Annotated in this window: 19 protein-coding genes; 13 read left to right on the forward strand and 6 right to left on the reverse strand. The window is 66.0% G+C overall.

What is annotated here, in order from left to right:
* The first annotated feature begins 113 nt into the window (after positions 1–113).
* Positions 114–791 carry an Rv0324 family HTH-type transcriptional regulator gene (locus AWC07_RS25050; protein ID WP_036415922.1) on the forward strand — a complete coding sequence of 226 codons (678 nt, stop codon included), beginning with the start codon at positions 114–116 and terminating at the stop codon, positions 789–791.
* A 23-nt stretch (positions 792–814) separates the two neighbouring features.
* Here AWC07_RS25050 and mddA read toward each other — a convergent pair whose 3' ends face one another.
* Complete coding sequence (gene mddA, locus AWC07_RS25055; protein ID WP_036415919.1) at positions 815–1594, reverse strand: methanethiol S-methyltransferase; 780 nt, start codon at positions 1592–1594, stop codon at positions 815–817.
* Between the two features lie 231 nt (positions 1595–1825).
* On the opposite strand from mddA, the gene AWC07_RS25060 reads away from it, so the two are divergent.
* A complete protein-coding gene (locus AWC07_RS25060) occupies positions 1826–2494 on the forward strand; it encodes a class I SAM-dependent methyltransferase (protein WP_036415957.1) in 669 nt (222 codons plus the stop codon).
* Between the two features lie 9 nt (positions 2495–2503).
* Here the strand turns inward: AWC07_RS25060 and AWC07_RS25065 are convergent, their stop codons facing one another.
* Positions 2504–3871, reverse strand: a complete 1368-nt coding sequence (locus AWC07_RS25065) for a cytochrome P450 (protein ID WP_051508098.1) — start codon at positions 3869–3871, stop codon at positions 2504–2506.
* A 66-nt stretch (positions 3872–3937) separates the two neighbouring features.
* Between AWC07_RS25065 and AWC07_RS25070 the strand changes: the two genes are divergently transcribed.
* The 7 genes from AWC07_RS25070 (at position 3938) to rfbA (ending at position 9296) form a co-directional block, all read left to right on the forward strand.
* Complete coding sequence (locus AWC07_RS25070; protein ID WP_036415917.1) at positions 3938–4537, forward strand: TetR/AcrR family transcriptional regulator; 600 nt, start codon at positions 3938–3940, stop codon at positions 4535–4537.
* A 240-nt stretch (positions 4538–4777) separates the two neighbouring features.
* Complete coding sequence (locus AWC07_RS25075) at positions 4778–5959, forward strand: NAD(P)/FAD-dependent oxidoreductase (protein WP_036413468.1); 1182 nt, start codon at positions 4778–4780, stop codon at positions 5957–5959.
* Entirely contained in the window at positions 5956–6759 is an 804-nt protein-coding gene (locus AWC07_RS25080; protein ID WP_036413465.1) for a nucleoside phosphorylase, read from the forward strand. Before AWC07_RS25075 ends, AWC07_RS25080 begins: the two co-directional genes overlap by 4 nt.
* 140 nt (positions 6760–6899) lie before the next feature.
* Entirely contained in the window at positions 6900–7190 is a 291-nt protein-coding gene (locus AWC07_RS25085; RefSeq protein ID WP_139829874.1) for a DUF4190 domain-containing protein, read from the forward strand.
* Positions 7191–7277: 87 nt separating this feature from the next.
* A complete protein-coding gene (locus tag AWC07_RS25090) occupies positions 7278–8033 on the forward strand; it encodes a maleylpyruvate isomerase family mycothiol-dependent enzyme (RefSeq protein ID WP_036413473.1) in 756 nt (251 codons plus the stop codon).
* Between the two features lie 11 nt (positions 8034–8044).
* Positions 8045–8419, forward strand: coding sequence for a nuclear transport factor 2 family protein (locus tag AWC07_RS25095; RefSeq protein WP_036413460.1), 375 nt, complete (start codon positions 8045–8047; stop codon positions 8417–8419).
* A gap of 10 nt (positions 8420–8429) precedes the next feature.
* Entirely contained in the window at positions 8430–9296 is an 867-nt protein-coding gene (gene rfbA / locus AWC07_RS25100) for a glucose-1-phosphate thymidylyltransferase RfbA (RefSeq protein WP_036413458.1), read from the forward strand.
* A 298-nt stretch (positions 9297–9594) separates the two neighbouring features.
* Here rfbA and AWC07_RS25110 read toward each other — a convergent pair whose 3' ends face one another.
* The 4 genes from AWC07_RS25110 to iniR all read right to left on the reverse strand — a co-directional run bounded on the left by AWC07_RS25110 (position 9595) and on the right by iniR (position 18146).
* Positions 9595–11136: a PE family protein gene (locus AWC07_RS25110; protein ID WP_036413455.1), complete on the reverse strand. Its 1542-nt coding sequence runs from the start codon at positions 11134–11136 to the stop codon at positions 9595–9597.
* Between the two features lie 207 nt (positions 11137–11343).
* The gene (locus tag AWC07_RS25115; RefSeq protein WP_036413452.1) at positions 11344–12633 is read right to left on the reverse strand and encodes a pyridoxal phosphate-dependent aminotransferase; all 1290 of its coding nucleotides are present in this window, start codon (positions 12631–12633) and stop codon (positions 11344–11346) included.
* Positions 12634–12663: 30 nt separating this feature from the next.
* Positions 12664–15531 carry a (Fe-S)-binding protein gene (locus tag AWC07_RS25120; RefSeq protein ID WP_036413449.1) on the reverse strand — a complete coding sequence of 956 codons (2868 nt, stop codon included), beginning with the start codon at positions 15529–15531 and terminating at the stop codon, positions 12664–12666.
* A gap of 158 nt (positions 15532–15689) precedes the next feature.
* Complete coding sequence (iniR, locus tag AWC07_RS25125; RefSeq protein ID WP_085105277.1) at positions 15690–18146, reverse strand: isoniazid response ATPase/transcriptional regulator IniR; 2457 nt, start codon at positions 18144–18146, stop codon at positions 15690–15692.
* A gap of 206 nt (positions 18147–18352) precedes the next feature.
* Between iniR and AWC07_RS25130 the strand changes: the two genes are divergently transcribed.
* From AWC07_RS25130 to iniC, 4 genes are all read left to right on the forward strand, one after another.
* Entirely contained in the window at positions 18353–18892 is a 540-nt protein-coding gene (locus AWC07_RS25130) for an Rv0340 family IniB-related protein (protein ID WP_036412520.1), read from the forward strand.
* A 279-nt stretch (positions 18893–19171) separates the two neighbouring features.
* Positions 19172–21565, forward strand: a complete 2394-nt coding sequence (locus AWC07_RS29445) for an IniB N-terminal domain-containing protein (RefSeq protein WP_208622467.1) — start codon at positions 19172–19174, stop codon at positions 21563–21565.
* Positions 21566–21667: 102 nt separating this feature from the next.
* Positions 21668–23491: an isoniazid-induced dynamin-like GTPase IniA gene (gene iniA, locus AWC07_RS25140; RefSeq protein ID WP_036412517.1), complete on the forward strand. Its 1824-nt coding sequence runs from the start codon at positions 21668–21670 to the stop codon at positions 23489–23491.
* A 16-nt stretch (positions 23492–23507) separates the two neighbouring features.
* Complete coding sequence (iniC, locus tag AWC07_RS25145; protein WP_036412516.1) at positions 23508–24989, forward strand: isoniazid-induced dynamin-like GTPase IniC; 1482 nt, start codon at positions 23508–23510, stop codon at positions 24987–24989.
* Positions 24990–24993 lie beyond the last annotated feature (4 nt).

The raw sequence follows: 24993 nt of genomic DNA on the forward strand, positions 1-24993 counted from the left end.
CCTCCCGGTGACCGCCGTAGGCGGCGGTGCGTGCGGATCAACCGCCGCCGCGTATTATGCAGTTCCAATGAACGATGGAATATCAGTGCTCCACTGAGTCTTGGAGAAGCTGAATGGCCGGACAGTCGAATCGCAAGGCGGCGCTGCTAGAGCAGATCGCTCGGGTAGGTAAGGCGCTGGGTAACGGCCGGCGATTGCAGATCCTCGACCTACTCGCCCAGGGTGAACGCACGGTCGAGGCGATCGCGACTGCGACGGGGATGAACCTGACTACGGCATCCGCTAATCTGCAGGCACTCAAGAGCGGCGGCCTGGTCGAGGCTCGCCGCGACGGGACCCGCCAGTACTACCGGCTCGCCGGGGACGACGTGGCGAGGCTGTTCGCGTTGGTGCAAGTCGTCGCCGATGAGCATCTGGCTGACGTAGCAGTCGCGGCCGCGGCAGTGTTGGGCTCACCCGAGGATGCGATCACCCGCGAGGAGCTGCTGCGCCGGCAGAAGTCCGGCGAGGTAACGCTTGTTGACGTGCGACCGCATGAGGAATACCGGGCCGGCCATATCCCGGGCGCCATCAATATCCCGGTAGCCGAACTGGCCGATCGGCTCGCCGAACTTCCGGCCGACTGCGACATCGTCGCCTACTGCCGTGGCGCCTATTGCGTCATGGCCCCCGACGCAGTCCGTATTGCTCGCACCGCGGGCCGCGGGGTGATGCGGCTCGACGACGGAATGCTCGAATGGCGATTGGCCGGCCTGCCGGTGGATGAAGGCGCGGAAGTTCGAAGCCCGTAGCGCTGCCTCGGCATTCGTGCGGATTAGCGGGTTGCCGTCCCCGCTGGACCGGTGTGCAGCGTACGGCGTTGCTTGCGCGGGAGAAGCCCGGGAATGAGCATGGGCACCCGGTTGCGGTATCGCCGGTAGTCATCGCCCAGCGACCGGCTCAGGTCATGCTCTTCCAGAGGCAGGGCGACCAGGATGTAACCCGTCGTCATCACCGCGAACAGCAGATGGCCGGCGGTCATCGTGGGCGTTGCCCAGAATGCCACGATGAACCCCAACATGATCGGGTGCCGCACCAACCGGTAGAGCATCGTGGTACGGAATTCGAGGTGGGTGTAGGTCCGTTCCCGCGCGGCCAGATAGACCTGCCGCAGGCCGAACAGGTCGAAATGGTTGATCATGAAGGTCGACGTGAACACGATGACCCAGCCCAGCCAAAACAGCCCCTGCACAAGCAGTTTCGCCGGCGGCCAACTAACGGCCCAGATGACGGCAGGCATGGTTCGCCATTGCCAGAACAACAGCAACAACAGCAGGCTCGACAACAGCACGTAGGTGCTGCGCTCCACCGTCGCCGGCACGACTCGGGTCCACCGTGACTTGAACCACGGGCGCGCCATCACGCTGTGTTGCACCGCGAATAGCCCTAACAGAACGACATCGACCACAACCGCCTCGGACGTGGACGCTGTGATGCCGTTGTCGATGGTGCGCGGCACGAGCAGATTGCCGACGAAACCGATCGCGTAAAGGAATGCCGCTACGAAGATCAGGTAGCAGATCGCTCCGTACCCGACTACCAGTACCCGTCTCATGTTTGCCCTCCTGGTTTCGTGGTGCTGCGACGGTCTTGCGCTGTCCAGGGCACGTGGATGCCGGCTCGCCGTTAAACCCAGGCGCGCCTCCCGTGCGGGCGGTTCGTGAAGTGACGTTTGACCTGGTAAGCAGTGGTCACCAGGTCACTATAATCCAATAATCTATAATTCAATAGAGTAGTGACAGAGCCCGCCCGATCGGCCTACCGGCTACCACAGATGGGACTCGATATGTTCTCCGCCCGGCAACCGGAGCTGGCCGTGGAACAGCGCGAACACTGGCAGGACACCTACCGGGCACACCCGGCGATGTACGGGCTCGGCCCGTCCCAGCCGGCCACCTACGCACTCGAGGTCTTCCAGGCCGCCGGGGTCAAGCGGGTCCTGGAATTGGCGGCCGGCCAGGGCCGGGACAGCCTCCATTTCGCCCGCGCGGGTGTGCAGGTGCTGGCCACCGATTTCAGCGATGTCGCGGTGGCACAGCTGCGCCGAACCGCACGCGCCCAAGGCGTGGGCGGTCGGGTGCGGGCCCTCGTGCATGATCTGCGCGAGCCACTGCCCGTCGAGGCCGGGTCATTTGATGCCGTCTTCGCCCACATGGCGTTGTGTATGGCGCTGTCCACCAAGGAAATTCATGCGATCGTCGACGAGGTTCGCCGGGTGCTGAAGCCGGGCGGGAAGTTCATCTACACCGTTCGGCACACCGGCGATGAGCACTACGGCATGGGACAGTGTCATGGCGACGACATCTTCGAGTGCGGCGGGTTCGCCGTACATTTCTTCTCCCGCGAACTGGTCGACAGCCTGGCTGCCGACTGGATACTTGAAGACGTACACGCCTTCGAAGAAGGTGAATTGCCCCGGCGGCTGTGGCGCGTCACCGTCGCCAAGCCAAAGTAGTACCGGTCTTCAGGCCAATGCGCCGTCACGTTGCGGGGTAAGCCGCAGGCGTGCCCCATGTTTGGGAACGGTGGTGATGTTGCGTACCAGCGGACTCTCGCCTTGGGTCGGTCCTGACGCGGTGATGGTGAACTGGCGGAAAATCTCTTGCAGGACAGCGGCGCCTTCGGTCAGCGCGAATCCGGAGCCCAGGCAGCGGCGCACACCCCCGCCGAAGGGGAGCCAGGTGTTGGGCGCCACGCCGCCGTCGAGGAATCGGCTGGGACGGAACTCAGTGGGGTCGGGGTGCGATTCCGCGTCGCCATGAGCCAGCAGGATCGACGTGTTGACTACCGTGCCCGCCGGCAGCCGCCATCCGCCGATCCGCATGGGGACGGTGAGTTTGCGTGCAGTAGAAGCGATTACGGTGTGTCGGCGCATCCCTTCTTTGAAGACCGCCGTCAAGAACCCGTCATCACCGCCGACGGCGGCCGCCACGACCTGGCTTTGGATATCGGGGTTGCGGGCAAGTTCCCAGAGCGTCCAGGACAAGGCCGCGGCCGTTGTCTCATGCCCGGCCAGCAGCAGCGTGATCAGCTGATCGCGAAGCTCCGCGTCGGACAGCGGCGTGGTGGCCGTGTCGTTGGTCTGTAGCAGCCGAGACAACACGTCGGTGCGGACTTGAAGATCGGAAGCGCCTCGGCGGGAGGCGATTTCGCGGTAGAGGAGCTCGTCGATCCGGCGCTGGTTGGACAAGAAACGCTGCCACGGGTTGACGTGTTTGAGCGACGGATAGCGAAGCACGGCCAGGATCAATGGGTGGATGTCGACGATGTCCGGCAGCCGAGTGGTCAACTCGGCCTTGACTCCTGGGTCGGTGACCCCGAATACGACCCGCAGAATGACGTCGAGGGTGAGTGCGTTCATGCAATCGAGGCTGTTGATGTGAGCATCGGCAGGCCATCGCGCGATGTGTTCGCGCGCAACGGAGGTGATCATGTCGCGGTATCCGCGCAGCGCGGCCCGACTGAACGCCGGCATCAGCAGCGAACGTAGCCGCGCGTGCTCGGCTTCGTCGGTGGTCAGCACCGAGTGCTCGCCCATGACAAAGCCGAGAATCTGGTTGCCTTCGCCGGCGTGCAGGGTCCTGGGGTCGGCCGAGAAAATTTCTTTGATGTGTTCGGGGCGGGTGTAGACCACCAGGTGGTCGGCATACGGCGGCACCCGTAGCGAGAAGACGGCTCCGTACTTGCGGTGCATCGCCGGCAGGAACCATTCCCGAAACTTCAGGTACAGCACGCTTTGGACGAGGCGGGGGAGCTGCGGTCCCGGTGGCAGGCTCGCGGTCGCGGTGTCGCCGTTGAACGCTCCAATAAACCGGACAACCCTGCTGGCCATCACGCTCCCGCATCGGTTAAACAAATGTTTGATGTAAACAAATGCTTATCACGGTAGGCTGCAGCTGTGCAACAGCCGCGCACCAACCGAGACAAACTGCTCGACGCCGCCCTCGTCTGCCTACGGGAACGCGGTTACGGAAATACCAGCTCGCGCGACATTGCCCGCGCCGCGGGGGTGAACGTCGCGTCGATCAACTACCACTTCGGCGGCAAAGAGTCTCTGCTGGACGACGCGCTCAGCAGGTGCTTTTCGACGTGGAACGAGCGGGTCCGGGAGGCGTTCGATCAGTCCGCGGCGACCGGTCCTTCCGGACAGATCCGCGCTGTCCTGGAGGCCACCGTCGACTCGTTTGAGCAGATCCGTCCCGCCGTGTATGCATGTGTCGAGTCGTACGCGCCGGCGCTGCGCTCGAAGGTGCTCCGAGAACGACTTGCCGCCGGATATGCCGAGGTACGGCAACATTCAGTGGATCTGGCTCGCACCGCGCTCGCCGGCTCCGACGTCGACCCGCCCGAGAACCTGGCCGCCATCGTCTCGGTATTGATGGCTGTCATCGACGGCCTGATGATCCAGTGGATTGCCGACCCGTCGGCCACCCCGCGATCGGCCGACGTTCTGCGAGCACTCGCCGACATCGGCGCCATCGCGCCCCAGTCGTCGTGAATCGCAGGATCGAGGCTAACCAAACTCTGTTGCCGAGGACCTCTCCCGGAATCACGCAACCCACCGGTTGAACGCATTGCTGATTGACCGGGCCGACTGACTGACGGTACGGCCCTTGTGTGAGCCTTCCCGCTAGTATCTACTACTCCATAGATGGTTGGAATAGTGCTGGAAGAGGCCGCACGTTCTGCTCGTCGGTCAGCGGATGGGCAACGTGTTCACGGGAAGGGAGTCAACATCATGAGTAAGACGATTGTCATCCTCGGGGCCGGTGTTGGCGGTCTCACCACCGCCGACACCCTTCGCCAGCTGCTGCCACCCGAAGATCGGATCATTCTGGTGGACAAGAGCTTTGACGGGGCCCTCGGCCTTTCGCTGCTCTGGGTGCTACGGGGCTGGCGTCTCCCCGACGAAGTCCGCGTCCGCGCGACCCCGACGTCACTACCCGGCGTCGAGCTGGTGGCAGCAACCGTGAGCCACATCGACGTCGGGACCAATGCGGTGCACACCAGCAACGGTGTCCTCGGCTACGACGCGTTGGTGATCGCCTTGGGTGCCACGCTCGACGAAGCGGCGGTGCCCGGATTGGCGGAAGCACTTCGGGCCGGCGTCGCGGGCCAGTTCTACACGCTTGACGGGGCGACGGAACTGCACGCGAAGGTCGACGCGCTGGACCGCGGCCGGATCGTGGTGCTGGTTGCGGGGGTGCCGTTCAAGTGCCCGGCCGCGCCGTTCGAGGCGGCGTTCCTCATGGCTGCCCAACTCGGCGACCGCTTCGCCAACGGCACCGTACACATCGACACTTTCACACCCGATCCGCTGCCGATGCCCGTCGCAGGACCCGAGGTCGGCCAGGCGCTGGTGGCGATGCTCGAGGATCGCGGCATCGGTTTCCACGCCCGCAAGGCCGTCACCGCGGTCGACTCGGCGGAACGGACGCTGCATTTCGGTGATGGCACGACCGAACCGTTCGACCTGCTTGCGGTGGTTCCGCCGCATGCGCCGTCGGCGGCGGCGCGATCAGCCGGGCTCAGTGAATCAGGGTGGATACCCGTGGACCCGCAGACGCTGTCCACTAGGGTCGACGGCGTGTGGGCTATCGGTGACGCGACTGTGCTTACTTTGCCGAATGGCAAGCCGCTGCCCAAGGCGGCAGTGTTCGCCCAATCCCAGGCTGGAGTCGTGGCGCACGGCGTCGCTCGCCATCTCGGCTACGACGTGCCGGAGCGGCTGTTCACCGGCGAGGGTGCCTGCTACGTCGAGACCGGTGATCACCAGGCCGCCAAGGGCGCAGGCAACTTCCTGTGCGCGCCGGCACCTTCGGTGACCTTGTACCCGCCCTCGGCGGCGTTCCACGAAGAGAAAGTTGCCCAAGAAAGGGCCTGGCTGGACCGCTGGAATACGCTAACGTCGGCACGGTGACCGACGGCCAAGAGGGTTACCCGCTGGTTGCACCAAAGGACTTCGACGCGCCTTCGGTGTTTCGCCCCGCAAATCTGCTGCGCGAGGCTCGCCGTCAAAAGTCGTTGCCGGACAATCCTGTTCCGGCGGTGTGTGTTCTGGATCCCGACGGGGACGTAGTACGGCACCTGGCCCGGGCCGGGAGCGGATATCGCCACCTGGGTTGGGCCTGCTACCACACCGAGATGTGGGTCGTCGAGGTCGACGGGCTCGAAATCGGGGTTGTCGGAATGGCTGTCGGCGCGCCGTTTGCGGTGTTAGTCGCCGAGCAGCTGTCCGTATCCGGCGCATCATTGCTCGTGAGCATCACGTCCGCGGGACGTATCAGCGGCAGCGAGACACCGCCCTATTTCGTGCTCATCGAGCGGGCGCTTCGCGACGAAGGAACCAGCGCGCACTACGTTGCGCCCGGCGAATGGAGCTATCTGGCCGCGGGCCTCAAAGACAAACTCCGAAATGCCTTCGACCAGAACGGTGTCCACGTAGTGGCAGGAAGTTCCTGGACGACCGATGCTCCCTACCGGGAAACGGCACTGGCCATCAAGGAAGCCGAGCGGCGCGGAATCGCATGCGTCGAGATGGAGGCCGCAGCGCTGTACGCCTACGCCGCTGCGGCCGGCCGGAACGTCGTCTGCCTGGCGCACATCACCAACACCATGGCCGTTGACGGCGACGACTTCGAAAAAGGCAGCGACAACGGAGTCAACGTTTCGCTCGCGGTGGCCTACGCCGTCGCGACGGCGATCCTTGGCTCGCCGTAGTTTTCGTTCGGCGTTGCGGCTGCTTGAACAACAGCGTCGCTTCCAAGAATTCGTCAAGCATCCGGGTAGCGCTGGCCACGAGGATTTTTCGTGTCAACCAAGCGGCCGCGTGGCGGCCAGCAACCAGATAGGTGCCGAACATGACCAACGGCCGCCAGGCGACTGCGTTTCCACCGGCTGACTCTGTGAGCTCGTTAGCGATTAGCGGCTTTGCGATCGCGGCGTTGGTGACGAGTGTGCTGGGCCTGCTATATGTGAGCATTCCCCTGGGAATCGTCGCGCTCTACCAGATCGCCCACCGCCGCCAGCAGGGTCGTGAACTTGCGATAGCCGCGCTGGTGATCTCCGCATGGTGGCTGTCCTCCCTTGTCGCGATTGCCGTCGCAATACTCCTCGTGTGGCTCACGCGTCCCGTTCGCCACTCGCGCTGAGTTCGCGCCACGACCTACGCGGGGTAACGGCGCCATGACCGAACTCCGCGCCGCGGATAACTGCGGGCCGCGAGTAGCGTGACCGCCGTGGATTACACGTCGGCATATCTTGACCAGACCCGCCAATTTGGTGACCTCATCCGCAACGCCGACCAATCGACGCCGGTGCCGAGTTGTCCGGGCTGGAACCTGGGACAGCTGTTCCGCCACGTCGGGCGCGGGGACCGCTGGGCGGCGCAGATAGTGCGCGATCGACTGGACAGCTTCTTGGACCCGCGCAGTGTCGAAGAGGGAAAGCCGCCACCGGATCTGGACGACGCCATCACCTGGCTGCGCGGTGGAGCACAGCGTCTGGTCGAGGCCGTCGAGCAGACTGGTGCGGAAACGCCGGTATGGACATTTCTCGGTCCGAGGCCGGCGGGCTGGTGGATCCGGCGCCGGCTGCACGAGGTGGCGGTGCATCGCGCCGATGCCGCAATCGCCGCCGGGAGCGAATTCACGCTGGAACCGGACATCGCAGCCGACGGAATCAGTGAATTTCTGCAGCGAATCGCGGTCCAGGCCGGCGGCGACGATGCTGCTTTACCCCTTCAGGCCGGTGACACCTTACATCTGCACGCCACCGATCCGGGACTGGGTGCCGCCGGGGAATGGACGGTCGGCGTCGACGCGGGCCGGATCACTTGGTCGCACGAACATGGCAAGGGAACCGTGGCGCTTCGCGGCAGCGCAGCCGAGCTGCTGCTGGCGATGGCGCGCCGACTTCCGGTCGCCGACACCGGTATCGAAGTGTTCGGTGACCATGCCGTGTGGCGGAAATGGCTGGATGGCACGCCTCTTTAGACTGGCAGACCATGACCACTTCGGAGATCGCCACGGTGTTGGCTTGGCACGACGCGTTGAATGCCGGTGATGTGGAGACATTGGTGTCGTTGTCGAGCGACGACATCGACATCGGTGATGCGCATGGGGCGGTGCAGGGTCATGATGCGCTACGCAGATGGGCGGGCTCGGTGACGGCGGCGGCGGAGCTTGGGCGGATGTATGTGCACGACGGCGTCGTGGTGGTCGAGCAGAAGATCACCGGCCGTGACGATCCCGGGGCCGTCACAACCGCCGCGTCGGCATTCCGCGTGGTACGAGATCATGTCACCGCGGTCTTCCGTCATGACGACTTGGCGTCGGCGCTAGCGGCCACCGAACTCACCGACGAAGACCTGGTGGACTAAGGAGCCGCTGATGCGCGGAATCATCTTGGCCGGTGGTTCGGGGACTCGGTTGTATCCGATCACCATGGGGATCAGTAAGCAGCTGTTGCCGGTCTACGACAAGCCGATGATCTACTATCCGTTGACCACCCTGATGATGGCCGGTATCCGCGATATTCAGGTGATCACGACCGCCCATGATGCGCCGGGGTTTCATCGTCTGCTCGGCGACGGCAGACACTTCGGGGTCAATATCAGCTACGCAACCCAGGATCGGCCCGACGGGCTGGCGCAGGCGTTCGTCATCGGTGCCGATCACATCGGCAACGACTCGGTGGCGTTGGTGTTGGGGGACAACATCTTTTACGGTCCCGGTCTGGGGACTAGCCTGAGCCGATTCCAATCCATCAGCGGCGGAGCGGTTTTCGCTTATTGGGTGGCTAACCCGTCGGCTTACGGGGTGGTCGAGTTCGGTGCTGACGGTCTGGCGGTGTCGTTGGAGGAAAAGCCGGCCACGCCGAAGTCGCATTATGCGGTGCCGGGGCTATATTTCTACGACAACGACGTGATCGAGATCGCCAGGGGTTTGAAGAAATCGGCGCGTGGGGAGTATGAGATCACCGAGATTAACCAGGTCTATCTCGGCCAGGGCCGGTTGGCGGTGGAGGTACTGGCTCGGGGCACGGCGTGGCTGGATACCGGCACCTTCGACTCGCTGCTGGATGCCGCCGATTTTGTCCGGACGCTGGAACGTCGGCAAGGACTCAAGGTCAGCATCCCCGAGGAAGTGGCGTGGCGGCTGGGCTGGATCGATGATCAGCAGTTGGCCCAGCGCGGGCGCAGTTTGGACAAGTCCGGATACGGCAGCTACTTACTGGATCTGTTGGAACGCAACTGATTTCGGCCAATCGAAGGCATGCCGAGGTACGTCGGCTACGTCTTCCGGCCAACCCGTCCTGGCCCAGCAGGAGTCCGCCGGTGCCAGCGGCGCCGGGGCTGCCCGGGGTTGGGCCGGCTCCGCCGTTGCCACCGTTACCGCCGTCGCCGATGAGCGCGGCCGAGCCATGACCGGCTGCAGACACGATTCCAGCCTGGTCCGCCATGCAGAACCCCTGCGCCACAACGGTATTGGTAGTATTGGCGGGATATTGTTGATCGATGCGGAGGCACGTCCGCGCAGTTCGTCGGTTGTGCGACTACAGTCCCGGTTGCCCGGGCTGGCCGATCAGCACCCCGCCGGAGCCCGGGTTACCCGGGGTGCCCGCGCCGGGCGCTCCGGTGTTTCCGCCGTTTCCGCCGTTCCCGATCAGCTTCGCGTTGCCGCCGTTACCGCCGGTGCCGATGCCGAGACCGTTCGGTCCGGGGGTACCGACATTGCCGCCGCTACCGCCGTTGCCGATCAGCCCGCCGATGCCGCCGTTGCCGCCGTTGCCGCCCTCGCCGGCGCCAGTGGCGCTGATGAAGCCGGCCCCGCCGTTGCCGCCGACCCCTCCGTTGCCGAACAGCGTTCCGCCGGAACCGCCGGCGCCGCCGGACCCGCCGGTAGCGCTGGCGCCGGCGGTATCGGCATAGCCGACCCCGCCGACCCCGCCGGCTCCGCCCGTGCCGAACAGACCGGCGGCGCCGCCCTCGCCGCCATCGCCGCCAGTGCTGGTGGCCGCAACGCCAAGGAGGGTGCCTTGACCGCCGGTGCCGCCGGCGCCGCCGACGCCGGAGATCAGGCCGCCGTGGCCGCCGTTGCCGCCGGCCCCGCCGAACCCGACAGAGCTTGCCCCGCCGGTGCCGCCGACGCCGCCGGTGCCGAACAACCCGGCGTGGCCGCCGTTGCCGCCGGACCCTGCGGTGCTGCCCAATGTGTCCCCGCCCGCGCCGCCGGCGCCACCGACGCCGCCGAAGAACCCTGCATTGCCGCCGTTGCCGCCGGCCCCGCCCTGAAACACGTCACTCAAGCCGCCGGCACCGCCCGCGCCGCCGTTGCCGAAGAGCATGCCGCCGGCTCCTCCTTGGCCGCCGGTCCCGCCGCCCGAGGTCAGCCCGACGCTGCCCAGTCCGCCGATACCGCCGCCGCCGCCAGAGCCGATCAGCCCGGCAGCCCCGCCGTTGCCACCGTTCCCTCCGTTGGCGAAGCCGGACCCGCCGGCGCCGCCGGTGCCGCCGGCGCCATAGAGCAGCCCGCCGCTTCCGCCGTTGCCGCCATTGCCGCCGTTGTTGATCCCGTTGCCGCCGCCGGCGCCGCCCAAGCCGCCGTTGCCGAACAGACCGGCGGCCCCGCCGTCGCCGCCGTTCCCGCCGACCCCTCCAGATCCGCCGTTACCGCCGTCGCCGATCAACCACCCGCCGGGTGTACCGGCGAGCCCGGAACCCGGTGCCCCATTGGCGCCGTTACCGATCAATGGGCGCCCGGTAAGTGCCTGGCTGAGTCCGTTCAGAGGGTCCAGGAGGATACTTTGGGCCGCATTGGCGGCTTCGGCGGCCGCGTACGAACCCGCATTGACGTTCAATGCCTGCACGAACTGGGCATGAAACGCCGCCGCCTGTGCGCTGAGCGCCTGGTAGGCCTGGCCGTGCGCGCCGAACAACGCGGCAATGGCCGCCGACACCTCATCAGCACCGGCCGCGAGCACCGCTGTAGTTGGGGCCGCCACCGCCGCGTTGGCCTCGCTGAGCACCGACCCGATCCCCGCGACATCGGACGCCGCCGACGCCAAGAATTCCGGCCCCACGATGACAAACGACATGAACCCTCCCACTGGCCGTGGCCGATAGGGGCGCCCCACTGGGATTGCGTGGTCCACCATCGACTCGATCGCATCGCATCGTATTTCCGATGGCACAGATTGCGGTCGGTTTCGGCAAAGATTGCCAGGGGTCCGGCGGCGACGTCGAGAGTGACCTGGTGGCCCCGCTGGCGATTGCTGTGCTGCGAGCCACTATCCGGCGGCAGCCTACTGGCGGTAGCTGACCAGGAAGTTACCCAGCCGCTCGATCGCGGCGGCAAGATCACGTGACCACGGCAGTGTCACCAGGCGCAGGTGATCGGGTGCCGGCCAATTGAATCCGGTGCCCTGGGTGACCAGAATCTTCTCGGACAGCAGCAGGTCCAAGACGAGTTCCTCGTCGTCGGCGATGTCGTAGACTTCGGGGTCCAATCGCGGAAACGCGTACAACGCTCCGGCCGGCTTGACGCACGAGACCCCGGGAATCTCGTTGAGCTTGGTCCAGGCGACGTCGCGCTGCTCGAGCAGCCGGCCACCGGGAAGCACTAGGTCCTCGATGCTCTGGTGTCCACCGAGGGCGACCTGAATTCCGTGCTGCGCCGGGACATTTGGGCACAGCCGCATGTTGGCCAGCAGGCTGATGCCCTCGATGAAGCTGCTGGCGTGGTCTTTGGGCCCGGTGATTGCCAGCCAGCCGGCGCGGTATCCGGCGACCCGGTATGCCTTGGACAGGCCGTTGAAGGTCAGGCACAACATGTCGTGGGCGAGCGAGGCCACGCTGATGTGTGTGGCGTCGTCGTAGAGGATCTTGTCGTAGATCTCGTCGGCGAGCAGCAGCAGTTGATGCTTGCGCGCCAAATCGACTATCTGGGTGAGGATTTCACGGCTGTAGACCGCGCCGGTCGGGTTGTTCGGGTTGATCACGACCAGGGCCTTGGTGCGGTCGGTGATCTTGGATTCCAGGTCGGCGATGTCGGGCTGCCAGCTCTGGGTCTCGTCGCAGAGGTAATGCACGGGCGTGCCGCCGGCCAGCGAGGTCGACGCCGTCCACAAGGGATAGTCCGGTGACGGGATCAACACCTGATCGCCGTTGTCCAGCAGCGCCTGCAGCGTCATGGTGATCAGCTCGGACACCCCGTTGCCCAAATAGACGTCGTCGACGTCGAATCGCGGGAAGCCCTCGACCAGCTCGTAGCGGGTGACCACCGCGCGGCGAGCCGACAAAATGCCCTGAGAGTCGGAGTATCCCTGCGCGTAGGGCAGCGCTTGGATCATGTCGCGCATGATCACGTCGGGCGCCTCGAAACCGAACGGTGCCGGGTTGCCGATGTTGAGCTTGAGGATGCGGTGACCTTCGGCTTCCAGCCGCGCGGCGTGTTGGTGTATTGGGCCGCGGATTTCGTACAGGACGTCCTGGAGCTTGGACGACTGCGCGAAGGTGCGCTGCCGGTGATGTGCGGAGGCGTGCCAGGGCAGCTGGTGAGTAGTCACGTCAACCATGGTCTCATCGCTGTCCAGCGAAATTTGCTGACAGGTGTCAAGCCGTGGTCAGCGCTTGCCCGGCGGACGGGCGCCTGGTGCGATGCCCAGGCCCTTGACGGGCGCCGCCGGGGGAGCCGCCTCGGCATCGGCCGTTGCGGCGGGGGCTGCCGGTTCCGGTTTTGTCTCGGGTTGCTGCTCGGCGGAGGCGGCCGGGGCTGACGGCACCGCTGGTGCACCGGCCTTCTTGGCTCCTGGACGCTTGGCGCCGGCGGCGATGCCGAGACCTTTCACGGGTGCCGCTGGCGGTGCTGCGGCTTCGGGTGCTGTGGCGGTCTCCGCGGCGGGGGCAGCCGGTGCCGGAGCCGCTGCCGGGGCGGTGGCCTTTTTGGCTCCCGGGCGCTTGGCGCCGGCGGCCAGGCCGAGCCCCTTGGCGGGTGCGGCTGTTGGTGCTTTGGCGGTTTCGCTTTCGACGTCGCCAGGGGCGGGGGCCGTCGCTTTAGCGGGGGCTGCTTTTTTGGCGCCGGGTCGCTTGGCTCCGCCCGCGATGCCCAGCCCCTTGACCGGCGCGGCAGGCGCGGCGGTCGGTGTCGCAGCCGGTGCCTCGGTGGAAGCCTCAGCCGGAGCCTCAGCTGGAGCGGTCGGCGCGGCGGCTTTCGGCTCTGCCTTCTCTGCCTTCTCTGGCGTCGCGGCCCGCTTCTCGGCTTCCTTGGCGGCCGTGCCTTTCTCCGGCAGCTTCACCGCGTCGCGGTCGAGCGACCCGAGCAACACCTGGGCCACGTCGAGCACCTCGACGCCGCTGCGGCCGGCTTCTTCCTGCCGGTCGTTGACGCCGTCAGTCACCATCACCCGGCAGAACGGGCAGCCGGTGGCGATAGTGGCGGCGTTGGTGGCCAGCGCCTCGTCGACGCGTTCGTGGTTGATCCGCTTGCCGATGTGCTCTTCCATCCACATCCGCGCGCCGCCCGCCCCGCAGCAGAAGCTGCGCTCGGCATGGCGCGGCATCTCGGTCAGGTTGGCGCCCGCGAAGCCGATCAACTCACGCGGCGCCTCGTACACCTTGTTGTGCCGGCCCAAATAGCACGGGTCGTGGTAGGTGATGTCTTGAGAAACGGGTGTCACGGGCACCAATTTGTTGTCGCGTACCAACCGGTTGAGCAGCTGAGTGTGGTGCAACACGGTGTAGTTGGTGCCCAACTGCCGGTATTCCTTGCCGATGGTGTTGAAGCAGTGCGGGCAGGTGACCACGATCTTTCGGTCGACGGTCTCCACGCCCTCGAACACCCTGTCCAGGGTCTCGACGGCCTGGGCGGCCAATTGCTGGAACAAGAACTCGTTGCCCGAGCGGCGTGCGGAGTCGCCGTTACAGGTCTCCCCGGCACCCAGCACCAGGAACTTCACCCCGGCGATGGACAACAGTTCGGCGACGGCTTTGGTGGTCTTCTTGGCCTTGTCGTCGTATGCGCCCGCGCAACCCACCCAGAACAGGTATTCGAAGCCGTCGAAGCTGTCCACATCCTCGCCGTACACCGGCACGTCGAAGTCGACCTCGTCGATCCAGTTGGTGCGGTCCGAGGCGTTCTGCCCCCACGGATTGCCTTTGTTCTCAAGGTTTTTGAACAGCACCGACAGTTCGGAGGGGAACTCCGACTCCATCATCACCTGGTAGCGGCGCATATCAACGATGTGATCGACATGCTCGATGTCCACCGGGCACTGCTCGACGCAGGCGCCGCAGGTCACGCACGACCACAACACGTCGGGATCGATGACGCCGCCCTGTTCCGCGGTGCCGACCAGGGGTCGGTTCGCCTGCTCCGGCCCGGAGCCGGGAACCCGGCCGAATCCGGATTCGGGAACGTGGTGGAGTTCGCCGCGACCGGATTCGACGTGGCCGCCCTCGCCCCCCTTTTCGCTCGGTTCCTTCTCCCCCAGCAGGTAGGGCGCCTTGGCCATCCAGTGATCGCGCAGGTCCATGATGACGAGCTTCGGGGAGAGCGGCTTGCCGGTGTTCCACGCCGGGCACTGCGACTGGCAGCGCCCACATTCGGTGCAGGTGGCGAAATCGAGCATGCCCTTCCAGGTGAAGTCTTCGATCTTGCCGCGGCCGAATTCGGCGTCGTCGGGCGGGTTTTCGAAGTCGATGGGCTTGCCGTCGGCCTCGATGGGCAGCAGCGGGCCCAGCCCGTCGGGCAGGCGCTTGAACACGACGTTGATCGGCGCCAGGAAGATGTGCAGGTGCTTGGAGTGCAGCACGATGATCAGGAAGGCCAGCATGACGCCGATGTGCAGCAACAGGGCCACCGTCTCCAGGATCTCGTTGCCGGTGTGGCCCAGCGGACGCAGGATCGCGCCGAACAACTGAGATAAGAACGCCCCCTTGCCGTAGGGCAGCGTGCCGTTGTTCACCGCGGACCCGCGCACCAGCACATAGGTCCAGATGACGTTGAAGATCATGAACAGGATCAGCCACGCGCCGCCGGTGTGTGAGCCGTAGAACCGTGAGCCGCGGCCGTATTCCTTGGGCTCGGTCCGCAACCGGATGATCGCGAAGGTGACGATCCCGAGGAACACCGCGGTCGCGAAGAAGTCCTGCAGAAAGCCCAGCGCGTCCCATCGGCCGATGATCGGGATGTGGAAGTCGGGCTGGAATAGCAACCCATAGGCCTCGATATAAACCGTCAGCAGGATGAAGAAGCCCCACATGGTGAAGAAGTGCGCCAGGCCCGGGATCGACCATTTCAGCAGCCGGCGCTGGCCGAACACTTCGGCGATCTCGGTCCAGACCCGGACCCCCAGGTTGTCGGTGCGGTCGCTGGCCCGTTGACCGGACATGATCAGCTTGTACAGCCACCAGACCCGCCGCAGCGCGAATGCGCCCACTATCGCGGTCATCCCCAGGCCGACTACCAGTCTGATGAGCGTCTGCGTGGTCACCGAAAGTCTCTCCAATGCCTTGTCATTTTTGGGTCATTTTTGGGTCACTCTGGCGTGCTCTATTGCCTGCTCAACCTGCCCATACTGTCATCTTTGCCGTGTTCGACGCGAGAAAGGTTGTCCTAACTTCGCCGTCGGCGCTGCGTCTCATCGGCGGCTCAGTCCGGTGGGGTCAACATTGCGCGCAGCATCGACAACATTTCCGAGCGGGACTCGGCGCCGAGCCGTCGGCGGATCCGCGCGACGTGATGTTCGACGGTCTTGGCCGAAATGAACAACCGGCCGCCGATGTCGCGATACGGCATCCCCAGCAGCAGTAACTCGGCGACTTCGCGTTCCCGATCAGACAGCGGAGTGCCCGCCGGTGGCTGGCGTGGTGCGGCCGACGCGCCCGCAGCCGGCTCCAGGTCGGTGACCTCCTCAGAACCCGTGCCCAGCTTCAGGTCTCGGGCCAGTTGCAGCATCGCCCCCGAAACCTTGGCATCCGAGGTTTGCAGGGCGGCCTGCCCGGCCAGCCTGGTCGCGTCCGAGGTCAGACCGACGCGGGACAGCGACCGTGCCGCCACGGTGACTTCGTCGGCGTCGACCTGATCGGCCAGCACTCGTAGCCAGGTTCGGCCGGCACCGGACAGGATCTGCGCGAGGCCGCTGTGGGCAGCCGCCGCAGCCAGGGCCTGCCCGTGCGGCGCGACCGATTCTGGTGAGTTGGCAAGTATTCCGGCGTGCACGCCGGCCCAATGCAGTGAATTGGCCCACAACGGCGGGCTGCCCAGCGAATCCAGAAGGGCGAACGCCTCATTCACGGGGTATTCCAGTTGGTCCACCTGGCGTATCCGGGTGGCGGCCACCCACAATTCGGCGAGTGGCAACAGCGCGAACAGATCGATCGAATATTCCGCGAGCACTTCCATGGCGGTGGACCACTGCTTGTGCAGCACACCGGTATCGCCACTGCGGCGCGCGATCGCAATGTGTAATGCCGCGGCCCACAACGCGTCACGTCGGTGAAGCTCCGTGCCGGCTGCGGCGACATCCGCGGCGGCCGACGGCAGCTGGCCGTCTTGCATCTTTATCCAGGCGGACAGCAGCAGGTGCCGGCTCCGGAACGCTGCGTCGCCACCGGCGCGCACCGCTCGCCCGATCACACTGCGGGCGCGGACCGGGTCGCCGCCGTGTATTGCGGCCAAGGTAACCAGCGCGGCCGGGCTGTCCGGCATGGCTTCGGTCACCGATGGTTGGGCCGCAAGGGTCTGGCCCAGTTTTGCTATCGCGACCGGATAGGGCTGATCCATCGTCAGCAGTAGCCCCTCGGCGAGGCCGCGCGAAGCTCGCGCAGCCATCGTCGGCGGACCAGAATCCTTGAGAAGCAATGCATCTCGCGCAGCCGTCAGATCACCCCTGGCCGCAAGCACGATCGCCGCGGCCGAACCGACCACCGCGTCCGGATATGGACCCAGCCAGCGGAACAATTCGGTGGCCTGAGCTGTATTGCCGTCATGGGCGGCGACGCTGGCCGCAATCCGCACCGCAGCGGCGCGTTGGGCGGAATCGGGCGAGCTGAGCAGCTCGTCGGCCAGTGCTGCCGCTGCTGTGCAATCGGCGGTGAGGGCAAGCGCATCGGCCAGCCGGGAGGTCAGTCCGGCGGCACCCGCATTGACCGCCGCCCGGTACAGCCGTGCGCTGCGGGCCGAGTCGCCGTCGGTCACGGCATATCGGCTGAGGACGGCTGCCAGCCGCTCGTCATGTAACCCATGTTCGGCTAGTTGCAACGCGAGATCCTGCGATATCGGCGAAATGTCGAATTGCGTACGCAGCAGTGATGTTTCGATCTGATGGTGGCGCGCGTTGCCGATAATCAGGGCGATGGCGTCATGCACAGCCTGCAGGAAGGCCGGGGGATGGGCGGGTATGACGAGTCCGCTGCCGTACGCACGATCGACTAGCCGGCGGGCATCTGCTGTCGAAACCCCAAGCGCTGCAGCCGCATCGGTGACCCCTAACCCTGGACTCAGCGACATGAGCAGCATCACGTCCAGTGTCGGTTCGTCGAGTCGGCGCAACCGCTTGACGAGCGCGAACTTGGCGGCCTGTGCCGGCGGATGTGCCCCGTCGGACACCGCATGGATCAGGAACGGTAACCCGGCCGTGGAATCACGTAGGTGCTCGGCGACCGGCCGCGGACCCAGCGATATTCGAGGCCGCTCCCGTTCGATGGCCGTCGTCAGGGCACGTAGCGCCGGGTCCTGCTGGTGATCTTCGGCGGCTACCACGACCGTGGCATGAGGTTCGGAGGCCCGCTCGGTCAGCCGAACGAGTTCGGCGTCGGTCAGTAGGTGGGCGTCGTCGACGACGAACACCGCGTCGGACGGATCACCGTCCCGTGGAGGGCGGGTCAGGACCGTCAACCCGGCGCGGCGCAGCGCCTCGCGGCCCGCGGCCAGCAGGGATGTCTTGCCGGTTCCGATGCCACCACAGACAAGGGCTTTGACGGGGGTCTCGGCGGCATTGGCCAAGTCATCGACGACACCGCGGGCGGCGGGCGGGACATCGGCGGGAGATGGGATCACGGGTGCGTCGCCGTATTGCGCGAGTCCGGCCGGTGGCTCATTTCGCATCGTCGGCTTCTTCGCAGTTCACAGGTTTGTCGGCAGCGGTTTCACCATAGCCCTTCGTTCCCCATAACCCCAGTATTCCCCTAACGTGGCACCCCCTAATGGGATCGCGGGGTCCGCGGGTTTCACACCGAACACAGAGGCGCGGTCAACCGATAGCATCGTGCTAACGCGAGACCAGCACCAGAGATGTGCGATGTGGAGGCGAGATGGCAAACTCGTTGCTCGACTTCGTCATCTCGCTGGTACGCGATCCCGAGGCGGCCGCGCGCTATGCGGCCGACCCTGCTCAGGCGATCGCTGATGCTCACCTTACGAATGTGACCAGCGTCGACGTCAACAATCTGATCCCAGTGGTGTCCGATTCGCTGTCAATGGCCGGTTCGGCCGGTGCAGCTCTCGGGACGCAAATCGCTGACCATGGCAACGTCTGGGCAAGCGGTGCGGCGGCGGCTGCCCTCGATGCGTTCTCACCGCACACCACGGCGCCGGCGTTCCAACAGCACAGCCCGGCAAGCCATGTGATCAACGAGCCGGTCCTGCCGGGGGCCGGCGAAATGCCCACCGATCCCCATCCGGTCGGGATCGAACCGCATGAGCCGTCGGTGCTGCTCACCGGCGCTGACCTGCCCGATTCGACGTTCGACCGCGCTGGCTTGCCGGCGGATGACCCGGTTATCTGGGACCACCCGATCATTCACCCGCACACCGTCGACCCCGATCACCGCGGGTTCGATATCCACGGGTGACATTCATTCGTTACTGATCTGTCTGATCGCCCGGAGGCCTTGACCTATGCCTTTTGACGTGCAGAAATGCAGTTAATGGGGGCCGATCCTAATGTCGCGTAGGGGTGCATCGATTTCCCCTAACCCCCTAATGGGGTGATCCGGACGATCCCGATGGGTACCTGACTGACCGGGGGATCTGACCCCGATTTCGGCGGGCTGCTGACTCCATAGCGTTTACGGCAGAGCGCCGGCCTTCTCGGCGAACAACTCCACACATTGAATTGAAGGGACATGAACATGACCTCGCTGGTCGACTACATCCTGAGCCTGTTCCGCAGTGAAGACGCGGCAAGGTCGTTCGTCGCCGCTCCAGGGCAGGCCATGACCAACGCCGGTTTGATCAATGTGTCGCCCGCGGAGTTCTCGTCGGCCGCGGCCAGCGCGCTGCCTTTCCTTGATCTTGGTGCCGGTGACCCGATCGCTGGTTTACAGCAGGCGGTGGCCGATCAGCACGGCTTTGCGCTGGGATCTGAGGGGGGTCACATGTCTTCCACGGTTGTCGCGCAGCACGCCGGAGCCGTCATGAGCGGCGCCACCGCTGGCCGCGAGGGCCTGTTTGCGGGCGAGCTGGGCGCCTCCGCATCGAACGTCATCGCGACCGACGTAGGCGCCGGTTTGGCCACTGGGCTGACCAGTGGTTTAGGTGCCGGGGTCTGGAGCCAGAGCGGGCTGGGTTGGCAGACGGGTGCCAGCGGATTCGTTCCTGGTGTCGTTGTCACCGCCCCAACCGGAGGCTTTGGCAGTGAGGTGGGTCTGGGCTTCGGTGCTGGAGTCCAGGGTGCGATCGGTGCCCAGGTTGGTGCTGGGGTAGGCCTTGGGCTTGGCGCGCAGACGGGCTTGGGCGCCCAGGCTGGTCTAGATTTTTCTGCCGGTTTTCAGGCCGGAATTGGAGCTCACGTTGGGTCGGGCCTAGGTCTGGGTGCTCAGACGGATCTGGGCCTGCAGACCGGTGTGGGCTTTGGTCTTGGAGGCCAGGCAGCCGTTGGTGGTCAGGTTGGTGCCGGGCTGGGGTGGGGCCTTGGCGGCGGCATCGGTGGTGAGGCTGGTGGCGCCGTCGGTGGTGGTGCCGGGTTTGGCCTCGGTGGTCAGGCTGGTGCCGTGATTGGTGCTGGTGTTGGTGGTGGCATCAGCGGCGGCCTTGGTGGTCAGGCCGGTGGCGTGGTTGGTGCTGGTGTTGGTGGTCAGGCCGGTGGCGTGATTAGTGCTGGTGTTGGTGGTCAGGCCAGTGGCGTGATGGGTGCTGGTGTTGGTGGTCAGGCTGGCGGCGTGATTGGCGGCGGCGTCAGCGGCGACCTAGGTGGTCAAGCTGGTGGCGTGATTGGTGCTGGTGTTGGTGGTCAGGCCGGTGGCGTGATTAGTGCTGGTGTTGGTGGTCAGGCCAGTGGCGGCCTTGTAGGCAAGGTCGGTGTCGGGGGGCAAGGTGGCATGGGCAGCCAGGCCGGTGGCGCTGTTGGCGGAGCGGCGGGTATTGGAGGCCAGGCGGCTGTAAGTGCCGGTGGCGGTATCGCTGGCCAGGCCGCGGTCGCCAGTCAGGCGGGTATCGCTGGCCAGGCCGCGGTCGCCAGTCAGGCGGGTATCGCAAGCCAGGCCGGCCTCGGCCTAGGCGGACAGGCAGCGATGAGCGGTGGCGCGGCGGCCTCAGCCGGTGGTGGGCTCGCCGGCGCAACCAACGTCAGCGGCCTGACCGGTGTTGGCGGCAACGCATCGCTGGGCGCAAGCGGCCAGGCCGGATTGATCGCCAGCGAAGGCGCTGCCCTGAATGGCGCAGCTACCCCGCACATTTCAGGTCCGTTGGGTGGCGTCGGCGCGGGCGGTCAAATCGGTGTTACCGGTGGTGCCAGCCTGGGCATTGGAGTGGGCGGCCGTAGCGACATCCTTAGCAGCGAAAGCACTGCCCTGGGTGCACACGCAGCACCTCAACCGGCGGGCCTAGCTTCAGCCGGGCCTGGCGCAAGCACCCATATCGGCGCGGGAGGTGGCACGGCTGCCGGGCTCGGCGGCACCGCGACCGGGCTGAGCGGTGGCACGGCTGCCGGGCTCGGCGGCACCGCGACCGGGCTGAGCGGTGGCACGGCTGCCGGGCTCGGCGGCACTGCTGCCGGGGTCGGCGGCGATACCAGCCTCGGTGGTCAAGCCGGGGTTGGCGGAACCGCGGCCGGCGGGGCGCATGGCGAGATCCTCGGCCACGAAGGCGCCGCGCTGGGCGGTGGCGGTGGCGGTGGCGTCAGCGGTGCTACCACGCCAGCCGAGCCCGGACCGGCCATCCCCGCGGTCAACGGCCCCGTCATCCAGGGCGGTGCGGGCGCCGGGGCTGATGGCCAGGTGACGCCTCCGTCGGGCGGTGGTCCCGTCGTCCACAGCCCGGGCCCTGTCGGACTCGGTGGCATGAATGCCCCCGTGATCAACGCACCGGCTCCATATGCCCCAATTCCGACGCCGGCACCGGGGCCGACTCCTCCGGTTGAGCACACACCGGTGCTGACACCGCAAGAGCAGGTGTCGGTGGAACCGCCCGCCCAGCATGCGCCGCCGAGCGCCTCGGTGTTCGGTAATGAGCCGCCGATGCCGCACACGCCGCCAGTGCACACCGAGCCGCCGTCGCCCGGCCCGGCCGGCCCGCACGGGTTCTGATTCGCCGGAACCGGCGCGGCCAAACCGGCGGGGACCTTCGTGGTCCCCGCCGGTTCGTGCGCCTAACGTGATTGCAGGCGATCGAGAAAGTGGGGCAGTGCGGTGACTCAACCCGATGACCCGCGTCGGGTCGGTGTAATCGTCGAGCTGATCGATCACGCCATCGCGATCGCAGAACTCAACGAACGCGGTGATTTGGTGCGACGGTTGAGGCGCGCCCGCGCGCGGATCACCGACCCGCAGATCCGGGTGGTGATCGCCGGCCAGCTCAAACAGGGGAAGAGCCAACTGCTCAATGCGTTGCTCAATCTGCCGGTCGCGCGGGTGGGAGACGACGAGGCCACCGTCGTGATCACCGTCGTCAGCTACAGCGCCCAGCCGTCGGCCCGGATCATCCTGGCGGCGGGGCCCAATGGTGAGACGACCGCCGTTGACATCCCGGTCGACGACATCACCACCGACCTGCGTCGGGCCCCGCAGGCCCACGGCCGCGCCGTACTTCGAGTGGAGATCGGCGCGCCCAGTCCACTGCTTCAGGGCGGGCTGACGTTCATCGACACCCCCGGTGTGGGCGGCCACGGGCAGCCGCATCTGTCGGCGACACTGGGTCTGCTGCCCGACGCCGACGCGCTGCTGATGGTCAGCGATGCCAGCCAGGAATTCACCGCACCGGAGATGTGGTTTCTCCGCAAGGCCCACCAGGTCTGTCCGGTCGGGGCGGTGGTGGCCACCAAAACCGACCTGTACCCGCATTGGCGCGAGATCGTCAACACCAATGCCATGCACCTGCAGCGCGCCCGCGTGCCCATGCCGATCATCGGAGTTTCGTCGCTGTTGCGCAGCCACGCCGTCACGCTGAACGACAAGGAACTCAACGAAGAATCCAACTTCCCGGCGATCGTGAAGTTCCTCAGCGAGAAGGTGCTGTCTCGGGAGAACGACCGGGTCCGCGACGAAGTCCTACGTGAAATACATTCGGCGGCAGAGCAATTAGCGATATCTGTCGGTTCGGAATTGTCGGTCGTCAACGACCCGGCGGTGCGGGACCGGCTGGCTTCCGACTTGGAGCGGCGCAAGCGCGAAGCCCAGGATGCGCTGCAGCAGACCGCGTTGTGGCAGCAGGTGCTCAACGACGGTTTCACCGACCTGAGCACCGACGTGGACCACGATTTGCGGGCGCGCTTCCGGGCAGTCACCGAAGATGCTGAGCGGCAAATCGATTCGTGTGACCCGACGCTGCACTGGGCTGAGATCGGCGCCGACGTGGAAAACGCGATCGCCACCGCAGTGGGGGACAACTTTGTCTGGGCATATCAGCGCGCCGAAGCACTGGCTGACGACGTCGCCCGCTCGTTCGCCGATGCAGGGCTGGATTCGGTGATGTCCCCGGAGCTGAGCAAGCGCGCTATGGGCGCCGATTTCGGCGAGCTCAAGGCGCTGGCCCGGCTGGAATCCAAACCGGCCGGCAAGGCCCAGAAAATGGTCACCGGCTTGCGGGGTTCCTACGGCGGCGTTGTGATGATCGGGATGTTGTCCTCGGTGGCCGGTCTCGGTCTGTTCAACCCCGTGTCGGTGGGGGCCGGGCTGATACTTGGCCGCATGGCCTACAAGGAAGACAAGGAGAATCGGCTGCTGCGGGCCCGCGCCGAGGCCAAGACCAATGTGCGCCGTTTCGTCGACGACGTCTCGTTCGTGGTCGGCAAAGAATCGCGCGACCGGCTCAAGATGATTCAGCGCACGCTACGCGACCACTACCGCGAGCTCGCCAACGAGCTCACCCGATCGTTGAATGAATCCCTGCAAGCCACCGTCACCGCGGCGCACCTGGAAGAAGCCGAGCGCGACAACAGGATTCGCGAACTCGAGCGACAGCTCGACATCCTGAACCAGGTGACCGACAACCTGCGCAAGTTGAAGCCGTGCTGACACCCTTGGGACGAGAGTGAGCACAACCGATCGGGTTCGCGCGATTCTGGGCGGAACCGTCGAGGCATACCGGGGCGAGCCGGCCTACCGGCAGCGGGCAGATGTCTTCTACGAGCTCGAACGCATCGGGGCGCGGCTGGGCGAACCGATCCGTATCGCGCTGGCCGGCACGCTCAAGGCGGGCAAATCCACTCTGGTCAACGCACTCGTCGGCGACGACATTGCCCCGACCGATGCCACCGAGGCAACCCGGATCGTGACCTGGTTCCGGCACGGTCCGGCTCCAAGGGTCACCGCCAACCACCGCGGCGGACGGCGCACGAATGTGCCGATCACGCATCGGGGTGGTCTGAGTTTCGACTTGAGCCGGCTCAATCCGGCCGACATCGTCGACCTCGACGTCGAGTGGCCAGCCCAAGAACTGGTCGGCGCTACCATCATCGACACCCCCGGAACGTCGTCGCTGGCGCGCGAAACCTCCGAGCGAACCGTACGGCTCTTGGTACCCGCCGACGGGGTGCCGCGGGTGGACGCGGTGGTGTTCCTGTTACGCACTCTCAACGCCGCAGACATCGCCCTGCTCAAGCAGATCGGCGGGCTCGTGGGTGGCTCGGCGGGAGCGCTGGGAATCATCGGTGTGGCTTCGCGGGCTGACGAAATAGGTGCGGGGCGCATCGATGCCATGGTCTCGGCCAAGGATGTGGCCACGCGGTTCACCGGTGAGCTGAGTCGCACTGGCGTCTGTCAGGCGGTGGTGCCGGTGTCCGGGCTGCTTGCGCTGACCGCGCGCACGTTGCGCCAGGCCGAATTTTCCGCGTTGAAGAAGCTGGCCGGAGCCGACAGCACCGAACTCAACAAAGCCCTGCTGAGCGTGGATCGTTTCGTCCGGCCGGACAGTCCGTTACCGGTGGATGCGGGCACCCGCGCGCAGCTGCTCGAGCGGTTCGGCATGTTCGGTATCCGTATTTCGATTGCCCTGCTGGCGGCCGGTATCACCGATTCGTCAGGACTGGCGGCCGAATTGCTGGAGCGCAGCGGGCTGGTGGAACTTCGCAATGTGATCGATCAGCAGTTCGCGCAACGCGCCGACATGCTCAAGGCGCATACCGCGCTGGTGTCCTTGCGTCGGTTCGTGCAGCTGCGCCCGGTCATGGCGACGCCGTACGTGATCGCCGACATCGACCCGCTGCTGGCCGACACCCACGCCTTCGAGGAGCTCCGAGTGCTGAGCCTGTTGCCGTCGCGGACAACGACATTGAACGAGGACGAACTTATGTCGCTGCGCCGCATCATCGGTGGCTCGGGGACCAGTCCGGCAGCCCGGCTGGGGCTGAGTCCGGAGAACTGCCATGACGGTCCGCGCGCCGCATTCGCCGCGGTGCAGCGTTGGCGCCGCCGAGCCGAACATCCGCTCAACGATCCATTCACCACCAGGGCCTGTCGCGCGGCGGTGCGCAGTGCGGAGGCAATGGTGGCCGGATTCGCCGCACGGCGCTGACCCG

This window comes from Mycobacterium gastri, from assembly GCF_002102175.1.
In the GTDB taxonomy this organism is placed as follows: domain Bacteria; phylum Actinomycetota; class Actinomycetes; order Mycobacteriales; family Mycobacteriaceae; genus Mycobacterium; species Mycobacterium gastri.

Coding starts and splice junctions, on each gene's coding strand:
- AWC07_RS25050 (WP_036415922.1), top strand. CDS start 114: ATGGCCGGACAGTCGAATCGCAAGGCGGCGCTGCTAGAGCAGATCGCT.
- mddA (WP_036415919.1), bottom strand. CDS start 1,594: ATGAGACGGGTACTGGTAGTCGGGTACGGAGCGATCTGCTACCTGATC.
- AWC07_RS25060 (WP_036415957.1), top strand. CDS start 1,826: ATGTTCTCCGCCCGGCAACCGGAGCTGGCCGTGGAACAGCGCGAACAC.
- AWC07_RS25065 (WP_051508098.1), bottom strand. CDS start 3,871: ATGGCCAGCAGGGTTGTCCGGTTTATTGGAGCGTTCAACGGCGACACC.
- AWC07_RS25075 (WP_036413468.1), top strand. CDS start 4,778: ATGAGTAAGACGATTGTCATCCTCGGGGCCGGTGTTGGCGGTCTCACC.
- AWC07_RS25085 (WP_139829874.1), top strand. CDS start 6,900: ATGACCAACGGCCGCCAGGCGACTGCGTTTCCACCGGCTGACTCTGTG.
- AWC07_RS25095 (WP_036413460.1), top strand. CDS start 8,045: ATGACCACTTCGGAGATCGCCACGGTGTTGGCTTGGCACGACGCGTTG.
- rfbA (WP_036413458.1), top strand. CDS start 8,430: ATGCGCGGAATCATCTTGGCCGGTGGTTCGGGGACTCGGTTGTATCCG.
- AWC07_RS25110 (WP_036413455.1), bottom strand. CDS start 11,136: ATGTCGTTTGTCATCGTGGGGCCGGAATTCTTGGCGTCGGCGGCGTCC.
- iniR (WP_085105277.1), bottom strand. CDS start 18,146: ATGCGAAATGAGCCACCGGCCGGACTCGCGCAATACGGCGACGCACCC.
- AWC07_RS25130 (WP_036412520.1), top strand. CDS start 18,353: ATGGCAAACTCGTTGCTCGACTTCGTCATCTCGCTGGTACGCGATCCC.
- AWC07_RS29445 (WP_208622467.1), top strand. CDS start 19,172: ATGACCTCGCTGGTCGACTACATCCTGAGCCTGTTCCGCAGTGAAGAC.